Origin of the sequence: Nocardia aurea (assembly GCF_003123685.1) — a bacterium.
Classification (GTDB): Bacteria; Actinomycetota; Actinomycetes; order Mycobacteriales; family Mycobacteriaceae; genus Nocardia; species Nocardia aurea.
The window spans coordinates 1-9,342 of the sequence record NZ_QCYJ01000180.1; the positions used below are offsets into that span (position 1 = coordinate 1).

Consider the following 9,342-nt stretch of genomic DNA (forward strand, 5'->3'; position numbering starts at 1 on the left):
GTGCCCGGCTTGTTCATGATCCAGGGGTCGTCGCGGGCGTCGGCGACGGTCGCGCGGCCGGTCAGGTACATGGGCTCGCCGAACAGCGGCTCGGTGGCCAGCGAGGCGTCGGTGACCGGCGGCACGAAGTCGTACTCGTGGACCAGGGCGACGTCCAGTTCGCCCGCCCGCAGCGCGCCGGAGACGTCGGCCGGGTCGATCTCGGCCACCATCGGCTCCAGCGCGGGGTGGGCACGCGCCAATTCGGCCAGCGCGGGCGGCATCAGCACGCGGGCCGCCGTCGGGAACGCGCCGATCCGCAGCGGCCCGGACGGCTCCCCGCGCACCGCGGCGAGCGCCGCCGACGCGCGCTCCAGTTGTTCGAGTACGGCCTGCGCGTGCTCCACCAGCAGGTGGCCGGCGGGCGTCAGGGTGACCGTCCGGCCGGTGCGTTCGAGGAGCGGCACACCCGCCTCCCTCTCCAGCGCGCCGAGCTGCTGGGAGACCGCCGACGGGGTGAAGGTCACGGCCTCGGCCACGGCCGCGATGGTGCCGCGCCTGGCCAGTTCGCGGAGGAGCCGGAGCTTGCGTGGATCGAGCATCAGTAAAGCTTAAGCTCAACCGCAGGAATCCGAGCTGGACCTAACGGGTCTTTCGACTACAGGCTCGAAGCATGCTGAAGGGAATCCACGTACCTCTGGTCACGCCGTTCACCGCCACCGGAGAGGTGGCGCTCGACGCGGTGGAGAAGCTCGCCGGGCACGTGCTCGACGAGGGCGCCTCGGGGCTGGTGGCGCTGGGCACCACCGGGGAGGTCGCGGCGCTGTCCCCCGAGGAGCGGGCTCGGGTGATCGAGGTGTGCGCGCGGGTCTGCCGGGACCGGGAGGCGCCGCTGACGGTCGGCGTCACCGGCAACGAGCCGCGGTCGGTCCTCGCGGCGCTGAGTGAGCTGCCGCCGGACGTCACGGCGGCGCTGGTGACCGTGCCCTACTTCCTGCGGCCCTCGGAGGCGGGCGTCGTCGCGTACTTCGAGACGCTGGCCGAGGAGACGCCGGTGCCGCTGGTGATCTACCACATCCCCTACCGCACGGGGCAGCCGGTGAGCGCCGCCACGCTGCGTCACCTGGGCGGGCACCCGATGGTCGCCGGGGTGAAGTACGCCGCGGGCGGCGTCGACCAGGACGCCGTGGACCTGCTGGGCGACCTGCCGGAGGGCTTCGCCGTGCTGGGCGGCGACGACGTGTTCGTGTCTCCGCTGCTCGCGCTGGGCGCCTCCGGCGGCATCCTGGCCTCCGCGCACCTGGCCACCGGCCGGTTCGCCGAGCTGGCCGGGGCGTGGCGGGCGGGCGACGTCCGCCGGGCCAGGGAGCTCGGACACCGGCTGGCCAGGCTCTCGGTGGCGCTCTTCGCCGAGCCGAACCCCACCGTCATCAAGGGGGTGCTGCACGCCAGGGGCCTGATCCCGGCGCCTGACGTGCGGCTGCCCCTGGTGCCGGCGAGCGCGCCGGCGGTGTCGCGGGCGTCACAGGTGCTGTCGCAGGAGCTGTAACACGTGCTCGCGTTGGTGCTTGCTTTGGTGCTCTCGCAGGTGCTGTCGCGGGTGCTCTCAGAGTGCGACATGGTGGCGGTACATCCAGGCCAGTGACTCCTGGCTGGCGGTCTTCTTCAGGAAGAACGGCAGCGCCAGGTCGCGGAACACCCGGGCCACCGGCCCCGCGGCCTTGCCGTTGCTGATCGTCCGGGAGTAGGCCACGACGCGCTCCACCCTGCCGCGCCGCTCGGCCTCGAACCGCTCGAACGCCTCCCGGTGGCCGGCGGAGTCGCGCAGGCACCTGGCCAGCACGATCCCGTCTTCGATCGCCAGCGACGCGCCCTGCCCGGCGCTGGGAGACGTGGCGTGGGCGGCGTCGCCCGTCAGCACGACCCTGCCGCGATGCCAGGTCGGCACCGGCGGCAGGTCGTGGACCGGCAGCCCGCCGTCCACACGGCTGCGCTCGATCAGCTCCGCCGCGCTCCCGGCGTCGTCGGCGAACGCCTCCAGCAGCACCGGCTTCCAGTCCGCGGGCACATCCCCGAGGGCGCGCGGGAGGTTGGCGAACCACCAGGCGTCGCCGGTCCGCGTCACGGTGTAGCCGAAGAAGGCCCGCTTACCGAAGATCATGTTGTACACGCCGGGCTCACCGGCGAAGCCCGCGTCGTGGACGATGCCGCCCAGGCTGTAGAGGCCGCTGTAGCGCGGTTCCGGCGCCTGCGGGTCGAGGAGGTGCCGGATGCGCGAGCGGACTCCGTCGGCGGCGATCAGGATGTCGCCCACCGCCTCGCCGCCGTCCTCGAACCGGGCCACCACCTTGTCCCCGGTGTCCTCGAAGTCCACCAGGCGCTTGCCGTACGTGATGGGGACCCCGCGGGAGACGGCCTCGTCGCGGACGACGCGGTAGAGGTCGGAGCGCAGGATCGTGTGGCTGACCGTGCCGTCCTCCAGCGCGAGCCCGTTCGCCACCTCGCCCAGGCGCTTGCCGGTGCCGCTCCACATCACCATGTGCGGGGTGGGGATGCCGGCGGCCATCACCTTCCGGTGGGCGCCGAGCACGCGCAGCGCGTCAAGGCCGTTCGAGGCGACGTTGAGGAACGCGCCAACGCCCTCGGCGGACGCCGGGTAAGCCTCGAAGACCTCGGCCTCGATGCCCGCCCGCTGCAGGGCCATCGCCGTCGCCGGGCCGCCGATGCCGCAACCTATGATCAGAGCCTTCATCGTGATACCTTTCGTTCGGTCGAAAGAAATATATGGCGCGAGGAGGAGTCGTGTCCAGAGGTATTTCGGAGCACCGAAAGAATTTGCTGGAGGCGCTGGGCGAAGCCGGCCGGGACAACAGCAACGCCGCCGTCATGTACCACACGGCCATGGGCGAGCGGATCGGCCTCGGCATGACCGAGGAGAAGGCGCTCGACCTGCTCCAGCGGCTCGGGCCGCTGACGGCGGGGGAGATCTCGCAGCACACGGGGCTGGCGCCGGCCTCGGTGAGCGGGCTGATCGACCGGCTTGAGCGCAAGTGGCTGGTGCGCCGCGTGCGCGATGCGAAGGACCGGCGGCGGGTCATCGTGGAGATCAACTTCGAGCGGCTGGCGGGGTTCGCCGAGCTGTTCGAGCCGCTGGTGCGAGGGCTGGCCGAGCTGTACGAGGGCTACACCGACGAGCAACTGGAACTGGTCCTCGACTTCCTCACCCGGGCCACCGCCACCCAGCGCGCCGCCACCGCCATGCTGACCGCCGACGGATCGGACGATGTTTAACGTGAAACCTTGACCTCAACCATGGTTGAGACGGCACGCTCGACGGGGCGGGCGGCGTGGCGGTGGACGTCTCGCTGGAACTGGTCGAGGACCGCGGGCGGATCATCACCCTGGTCGAGCACGCCAAGGCGCCGGAGCTGGGCATCGAGGTGGTGCGGGGCGAGCGGTCGGTGGAGCGCCTCGGCCGTTACGCCGCCCAGTACGCCCTCCTCGTCGAGTGACAGCGCAGGTGAGCGGGCGACGCGGGCGGGTTTCGCGTGCGATCAGCCGGCGGGCTTCTGGCGTCGGTTGAACCGGCCAACCTTGGCCCGGTTGCCGCACCCCTCCATGGAGCACCAGCGGCGGGTGCCGTTCTTGCTGGCGTCGAGGAACCAGAGCACGCAGTCGGGGTGCGCGCACTTGCGCACCCGCTCGGGCCGCTCGCCTATCAGGCGCGCGAACGCGGCCGTCGCCGCCCAGGCCGCGTGCCACGCCGGATCCTCCACGACCACCACGTCGTACGGCTCGGCGCCGCGCATCATCGGCCGGGTGGCGCCATGGCCGAGCACGGCGTTGAGCCGGCGGAAATCCCCCTCTTCGAGCGCGGCGCGCAGAGCGTCGCGGGCCTGCCGGAGCCGGTCGCGCACCCCTTCGAGGTCGTCATCGCCGGGCAGGCCGTGCTCGTCGAGCCAGGCGCGCACGGCTTCGAGGTCATCTAACTGGTCGACCGGCTCACCGTGCTCCCTCCACACGGTGTTGACCAGGTCCAACGCCACGGGCTCACCACGGAGCGGCCGGACTCGCACGCTTAACCCCTAAAAGCAGTTTGACTGGTTAGTGCTCGCCATGTTACCACTTAACCATCAAAGCCAATTTAGGAGGTTAAGGCCGTGACCATTCACTACCGGACCGTGGTGATCGACGGGCTGGACGTCTTCTACCGCGAGGCGGGCGACCCGTCAGCGCCTGCGCTCGTCCTGCTCCACGGGTTCCCGACCTCGTCGATCGCGTACCAGGAGCTGATCGCCGACCTGGCCGACGAGTTCCACCTGATCGCACCCGACTACCCGGGGTTCGGGCACAGCTCCGCGCCGGCCGCCGACGAGTGGGACTACACGTTCGACCGTCTGGCCGACGTGGTCGACCGGCTGGTCGACTCGCTCGGGGTCCGCCGGTACGCCGTCTACGTGCACGACTACGGCTCGCCGGTCGGATTCCGGCTCGCCGTCCGCCATCCGGATCGGATCACCGGCATCATCACGCAGAACGGCAACGCCTACGAGGACGGGCTGACCCCGTTCTGGGAGGTGCTCCGCAAGGCGTGGGCCGACCCCTCGGCCCAGAACGTCGAGCCGCTGCGCACCCTCTACACCCGGGAGGCCACCCACTGGCAGTACAGCCACGGCGTAAGCGACGCCTCCCTCGTCAACCCCGACAAGGAGGCGCTCGACCAGGCCCTGCTCGACCGGCCGGGCAACCACGACATCCAGCTCGCGCTGTTCCTCGACTACCGCACGAACGTCGAGAGATACCCGGTGTGGCATGACTACCTGCGTATCCACCAGCCTCCCGTGCTCGCCGTCTGGGGGCGGCACGACGAGATCTTCGGGCCGGAAGGGGCGCTGGCGTTCGCCCGTGACGTGAAGAACGCCGAAGTCCACCTGCTGGACACCGGCCACTTCGCTCTGGAGACGCACCTCCCGGAGATCGCCTCCCTCGTCCGGCGCTTCCTGCGCGGCCTCGCCGTCTGAGCCCCGCCACGGCGTTCCGGCCACGCCGCCGCGGACTGCTCAGCGCGGGGTGCGGACTGCTCAGCGCGGCAGGAAGCCCCGGTAGACGACACGGCGCCGCCACAGCACCGGCCACTGGCGGTCCCTGATGCCGCTCAGCACCAGCGCGGACACCGCGGCGTCAGCCCAGCGCCGAGGAGGAGAACCATGATGACCATGAAGAGGAGTTCCATGACGACCCCCTGGAGTCGTGATTGAAGTTTGAACAACAACAACCACGGGTCCCCGTTGCGGCATTCCATCCGTCATGAACGGGATCAGCCCACGGCGACGATCCCCTGCGGGGCGGCGGCGTCGATGATCGACTGGGCGGTCGCGTCGGCGGCGCGGTGTTCAGCGGTCAGCCGTGTCCGGGGGGCAGCGGTGTTCGGGGGTCAGTAGTGCCAGGGGAACGGCGACCAGTCTGGAGCCCGCTTCTCCAGGAACGAGTCGCGGCCCTCGGCGGCCTCGTCCGTCATGTACGCCAGCCGCGTGGCCTCCCCGGCGAAGACCTGCTGGCCCACGAGCCCGTCGTCGATCATATTGAAGGCGAACTTCAGCATCCGCTGAGCCGTGGGCGACTTGCCGTTGATCTTGCGTGACCACTCCAGGGCCGTGGACTCCAGCTCGGCGTGCGGCACCACCGCGTTGACCATGCCCATGCGGTGGGCGTCGGCGGCCGAGTAGGTGTCGCCGAGGAAGAAGATCTCGCGGGCGAACTTCTGCCCGACCTGGCGCGCCAGGTAGGCGGAGCCGAAGCCGCCGTCGAAGCTCGCCACGTCGGCGTCCGTCTGCTTGAAGCGGGCGTGCTCCTCGCTGGCCAGCGTGAGGTCGGCCACCACGTGCAGGCTGTGCCCGCCGCCGGCCGCCCAGCCCGGCACCACGCAGATGACGACCTTGGGCATGAACCGGATCAGCCGCTGCACCTCCAGGATGTGGAGGCGGCCGGTCGAGGGGGAGCCGTCGGCGTACTGGTAGCCGTCCTTGCCCCTGATCCGCTGGTCGCCACCGGAGCAGAACGCCCAGCCGCCGTCCTTGGGCGACGGGCCGTTGCCGGTCAGCAGCACGCAGCCGACGTCGGTGGTCTGGCGAGCATGGTCGAGCGCCCGGTAGAGCTCGTCGACCGTCTGCGGCCGGAAGGCGTTGCGCACCTCCGGGCGGTCGAAGGCGATGCGGACCGTGCCCTGGTCGACCGCCCGGTGGTAGGTGATGTCGGTGAAGTCGAATCCCTCGACCGCCTGCCATGCCTTGGGATCGAACAGCTCGGAGACCATGGGCCAGAGCCTAACGGACCTCCGGGCCCGTGCCGCTAGGTGACTTCGGCTCGTAGCTCTGCCAGGAGCTCGCCCTGGTCGACCAGCATGTCGGTGAGGATGCGCCGGGCGGTGCCGAGCAGCTGGGCGAGCTCTGGAGTGGCCAGCGTGTAGACGACGGTGCTCCCCTCGCGGATGGCGCTCACGATCCCTGCCCTGCGCAGCACCGCCAGCTGCTGGGAGAGGCTCGACGCCTCGATGTCGATCTGGGCGAGCAGATCCCGGACGGGAAGTGGTCCTTCCTGGAGAAGCTCCAGCACCCTGATGCGAGCGGGGTGGCCGAGAGTTCGGAAGAAGTCGGCCTTGGCCTGGTGGACCTCCACGTGCATAGTGACCAGACTAATCGAGTGCAGTTGCATAATTCTTCAAGTCGTAACGTTGTTGGCTAGGATGACAGCGGGGACTAGGGAGTAGCCATGGGCCGAGGAAGAGCCAAGGCGAAGCAGACTAGGGCTGCTCGCCAGATGAAGTACGCCAGCCACACCATTGACTATGACCGGCTGCGCGAGGAGCTCGGGGTCGACTCGGAGCCCGACGACATGCACCCGGCTACGGGCTCCGAACAGGAGTCCGAGCCCGCGCGGTGACGCGTGCCCCCTTCGCGGGTGCGAGCGTCACGCCAGTGAGCCGCCTGGCCTCCGGGGCCTGATCCGCCACGGTGAGTTCGAGGCGGTGCAGCACCTCGCGGATGATCACGCGCATCTCCAGCAGGGCCAGCTGCGCTCCGACGCAGAAGCGCCTGCCGCCGCCGAACGGCATCCATGACCTGTTGTGCCCGCCTTCGAGGAACCGTTCCGGCCTGAACTCCTCCGGTGAGGGGAACGCCTCGGGGTCGTGGTGCACCAGCGGGATGCTCGGCCCGGCGTACCATCCGGCCGGCACCTCGTACGAGCCCAGCCGCAGCGGGGCGTCGAGCAGCCTCGGCGCCTCGTACACCACCGGCCGGACGCGCAGGACCTCTTTGATCACCGCGTCGAGGTAGGCTTCGTCGTCCGGCAGGCGTTCGAGCACGTCCGGCGTGCGGAGCAGCCGCTCGAACGCCCAGGCGAGACCGGTGGCCGTCGTCTCGTGGCCGGCCAGGAGCAGCGTGATGAGCTCGTCGCGGATCTCCTGGTCGTCGAGCTCGGTCTCCAGCAGCCTCCCGAGCACGTCGGTGCCGCCGGGAGCGGCGCGGCGGCGGGCTATCTCGCCGTACAGGATCGCGTCCACGGCCGCGCGCACCCCCAGGAACCTCCCGTACGGCAGGAACGGCACGCGCCCCATCACCCGGCGCACCCCGGGCGGTGTCATCGCGATGGTCTCGGAGCTCCCGAGCTCCATCAGGCGGGGCAGCAGCACGCGCAGGCTGCCGAGGAGTTCCGTGTCGCGGACGCCGAAGACCAGCCGGAGGATCACCTCCAGCGTGATCTCCTGCATGCGGGAGCGCAGCGTGAAGGGCCGGTCGAGCGGCCAGGTGGAGATCCGCTCGACGGTGATCTCAGTGATCTCGTCGTGGTAACCGGCCACCTGCCGGGCGCGCAGCGGCGGGTTGAGCAGTTTGCGGTGCTGCCACCACGGGTCGCCGTCCAGCGTGAGCACCGAGTGCACGCCGACCACGGGTTCGAGGAAGTCGCCCCGGGCCTGGCCGGCCCTGCCGCCGCCCTGGTCGGTCTTGTAGACCTGCTCGGCCAGCTCGCCGGTGGCCACGTACACCTCGGGCGGGAAGCCGAAGAAGCGCATGGTGAAGATCGGGCCGTACCTGCGGTGGCACTTCTCGAGAAGGCGCACGGGGTCGGCCAGGAACCATGCCGTCTGCACAGGTGACGGCGCCCGAGGTCCGGGAGGGAGCATGTTCGTGCCTCCAATTGATATATACGTACGTCATACACGTTCGTATACATCTGTATCATGGTCACGTGCCACAGACAACACAAGCCGGCGGATACCGGGAGCGGCTCCTCGCCGGAGCGGTGAGCTGCCTGCAGGAGAAGGGCTACGCCCGCACGACCGCGCGTGACCTGGTCGCGGCCTCGGGCACCAACCTGGCGTCCATCGGCTACCACTTCGGCGGCAAGGACGCCCTGCTGAACGAGGCCATCGCCGGCTGCTTCGACGCGTGGACCCGGCGGGTCGAGGAGGCGATCTTCGGCACCGCCGGGCCGGGCACGCCGCGGGAGATGCTGGAGCGGGCCATGGTGGCGCTGGTCGACGTGTTCGACGAACTGCGGCCCCAGCTCGTCGTCTGCGTCGAGGGCTACCCGGCGGCGCTGCGCGAGACCGTGCTGCGCGAGAAGCTGGCGGGCGCGTACGCCAGGGCGCGCCAGGCCGGCGTCGACATGATCGGCCGGACCGGTGCCGAGCTGGGGTTCGAGCTGCCGGTCCAGCCGGAGGTGCTGGTCTCCGTGCTGATCGCCGTCTCCGACGGCCTCATGATCCAATGGCTGCTCGATCCGGCGAGCACGCCCGACGCCCGGCAGGTCGTGGACGCGCTCGCCGCGCTGTCACTGTTCACGGCCTAGCTCCGGCCGGACCCCGCGCGCGGCGGGGTCAGGTGGCGGCGCAGGTGTCGTGGGTGGCGGCGAAGCCGTCGATCGCCTCGGTGATCGCCTCAGGGTCGTCGGCGCGTGCCGCCTTCAGCCCGCTCCAGTCGTCGCCGATGACCAGCACCAGCCGGCTGGTACGGGCCTGCGGCACCGACCTGGGTGTCGCGGTTATCACGTCCTTGGCGAGGGTGGGCACGCGGGTCTCGCCGTTGGGGGAGTAGAGGATCGAGGTCTTCCCGTACGGCTTGACAGTCGTGTCGCCCACCTTGGTGACGTGGTAGCCGCGCTGTTCGAGCAGGGCCGCGATCTGGGTCCCGAGGCCCACGCGGTAGGTGCCGTTGCGGACCTCGACGTGCACCTCCGAGCGGGACACCTTGGCCTGGCCGCCCTCGACGTCGCCGGGGTCGCGGTCCTCGGCGACGAGCCGGAAGAGCCTGCCGGCCTGCGGCTGGACCCACTCGACCCGGCCGGGGTGGGTGACGGAGTAGT

At 70.5% G+C, this 9,342-nt stretch carries 13 protein-coding genes; 6 read left to right on the top strand and 7 right to left on the bottom strand.

Annotated elements, in window-relative coordinates; all coding sequences use genetic code 11:
* A partial coding sequence (locus DAT37_RS43580) for a LysR family transcriptional regulator (protein WP_109530852.1) occupies positions 1-581 on the bottom strand: 581 nt, incomplete at its 3' end.
* Positions 582-652: 71 nt separating this feature from the next.
* Here DAT37_RS43580 and DAT37_RS43585 point away from each other — a divergent pair.
* The gene (locus DAT37_RS43585) at positions 653-1,528 is read left to right on the top strand and encodes a 4-hydroxy-tetrahydrodipicolinate synthase family protein (RefSeq protein WP_109530853.1); all 876 of its coding nucleotides are present in this window, start codon (positions 653-655) and stop codon (positions 1,526-1,528) included.
* Positions 1,529-1,585: 57 nt separating this feature from the next.
* Here the strand turns inward: DAT37_RS43585 and DAT37_RS43590 are convergent, their stop codons facing one another.
* Positions 1,586-2,731, bottom strand: coding sequence for an FAD-dependent monooxygenase (locus DAT37_RS43590; protein ID WP_109530854.1), 1,146 nt, complete (start codon positions 2,729-2,731; stop codon positions 1,586-1,588).
* A 50-nt stretch (positions 2,732-2,781) separates the two neighbouring features.
* Here DAT37_RS43590 and DAT37_RS43595 point away from each other — a divergent pair, with 50 nt between their 5' ends.
* Positions 2,782-3,270: a MarR family winged helix-turn-helix transcriptional regulator gene (locus DAT37_RS43595; protein ID WP_198654735.1), complete on the top strand. Its 489-nt coding sequence runs from the start codon at positions 2,782-2,784 to the stop codon at positions 3,268-3,270.
* A 56-nt stretch (positions 3,271-3,326) separates the two neighbouring features.
* Positions 3,327-3,491, top strand: coding sequence for a hypothetical protein (locus tag DAT37_RS43600; RefSeq protein WP_198654736.1), 165 nt, complete (start codon positions 3,327-3,329; stop codon positions 3,489-3,491).
* 42 nt (positions 3,492-3,533) lie between these two features.
* Here DAT37_RS43600 and DAT37_RS43605 read toward each other — a convergent pair whose 3' ends face one another.
* Positions 3,534-4,025, bottom strand: coding sequence for a CGNR zinc finger domain-containing protein (locus tag DAT37_RS43605; RefSeq protein WP_232840358.1), 492 nt, complete (start codon positions 4,023-4,025; stop codon positions 3,534-3,536).
* A gap of 114 nt (positions 4,026-4,139) precedes the next feature.
* On the opposite strand from DAT37_RS43605, the gene DAT37_RS43610 reads away from it, so the two are divergent.
* Positions 4,140-5,000 (top strand): alpha/beta fold hydrolase, encoded by an 861-nt coding sequence (locus DAT37_RS43610; RefSeq protein WP_109530857.1) that lies wholly within the window; start codon positions 4,140-4,142, stop codon positions 4,998-5,000.
* 413 nt (positions 5,001-5,413) lie between these two features.
* Here the strand turns inward: DAT37_RS43610 and DAT37_RS43615 are convergent, their stop codons facing one another.
* Together DAT37_RS43615 and DAT37_RS43620 are read right to left on the bottom strand one after the other, a co-directional pair.
* Positions 5,414-6,292, bottom strand: coding sequence for a 1,4-dihydroxy-2-naphthoyl-CoA synthase (locus tag DAT37_RS43615; RefSeq protein ID WP_109530858.1), 879 nt, complete (start codon positions 6,290-6,292; stop codon positions 5,414-5,416).
* A 35-nt stretch (positions 6,293-6,327) separates the two neighbouring features.
* Complete coding sequence (locus tag DAT37_RS43620; protein ID WP_109530861.1) at positions 6,328-6,660, bottom strand: ArsR/SmtB family transcription factor; 333 nt, start codon at positions 6,658-6,660, stop codon at positions 6,328-6,330.
* 135 nt (positions 6,661-6,795) lie between these two features.
* Here DAT37_RS43620 and DAT37_RS43625 point away from each other — a divergent pair, with 135 nt between their 5' ends.
* The gene (locus DAT37_RS43625; RefSeq protein WP_408637499.1) at positions 6,796-6,918 is read left to right on the top strand and encodes a hypothetical protein; all 123 of its coding nucleotides are present in this window, start codon (positions 6,796-6,798) and stop codon (positions 6,916-6,918) included.
* Here the strand turns inward: DAT37_RS43625 and DAT37_RS43630 are convergent.
* A complete protein-coding gene (locus DAT37_RS43630; RefSeq protein WP_109530860.1) occupies positions 6,881-8,161 on the bottom strand; it encodes a cytochrome P450 in 1,281 nt (426 codons plus the stop codon). The genes DAT37_RS43625 and DAT37_RS43630 overlap by 38 nt on opposite strands.
* A 65-nt stretch (positions 8,162-8,226) precedes the next feature.
* Here DAT37_RS43630 and DAT37_RS44735 point away from each other — a divergent pair, with 65 nt between their 5' ends.
* Positions 8,227-8,829, top strand: a complete 603-nt coding sequence (locus DAT37_RS44735; protein ID WP_198654737.1) for a TetR/AcrR family transcriptional regulator — start codon at positions 8,227-8,229, stop codon at positions 8,827-8,829.
* Positions 8,830-8,857: 28 nt separating this feature from the next.
* Here DAT37_RS44735 and DAT37_RS43645 read toward each other — a convergent pair.
* Positions 8,858-9,342 (bottom strand): LytR C-terminal domain-containing protein (locus tag DAT37_RS43645; RefSeq protein ID WP_198654738.1); only part of this gene is annotated, 485 nt, incomplete at its 5' end.

What these genes read in the sequence shown, in the direction of transcription:
- DAT37_RS43590 (WP_109530854.1), bottom strand. Translation starts at nt 2,731, where the DNA reads ATGAAGGCTCTGATCATAGGTTGCGGCATCGGCGGCCCGGCGACGGCG.
- DAT37_RS43625 (WP_408637499.1), top strand. Translation starts at nt 6,796, where the DNA reads ATGAAGTACGCCAGCCACACCATTGACTATGACCGGCTGCGCGAGGAG.
- DAT37_RS43620 (WP_109530861.1), bottom strand. Translation starts at nt 6,660, where the DNA reads ATGCACGTGGAGGTCCACCAGGCCAAGGCCGACTTCTTCCGAACTCTC.
- DAT37_RS43630 (WP_109530860.1), bottom strand. Translation starts at nt 8,161, where the DNA reads ATGCTCCCTCCCGGACCTCGGGCGCCGTCACCTGTGCAGACGGCATGG.
- DAT37_RS43615 (WP_109530858.1), bottom strand. Translation starts at nt 6,292, where the DNA reads ATGGTCTCCGAGCTGTTCGATCCCAAGGCATGGCAGGCGGTCGAGGGA.
- DAT37_RS43585 (WP_109530853.1), top strand. Translation starts at nt 653, where the DNA reads ATGCTGAAGGGAATCCACGTACCTCTGGTCACGCCGTTCACCGCCACC.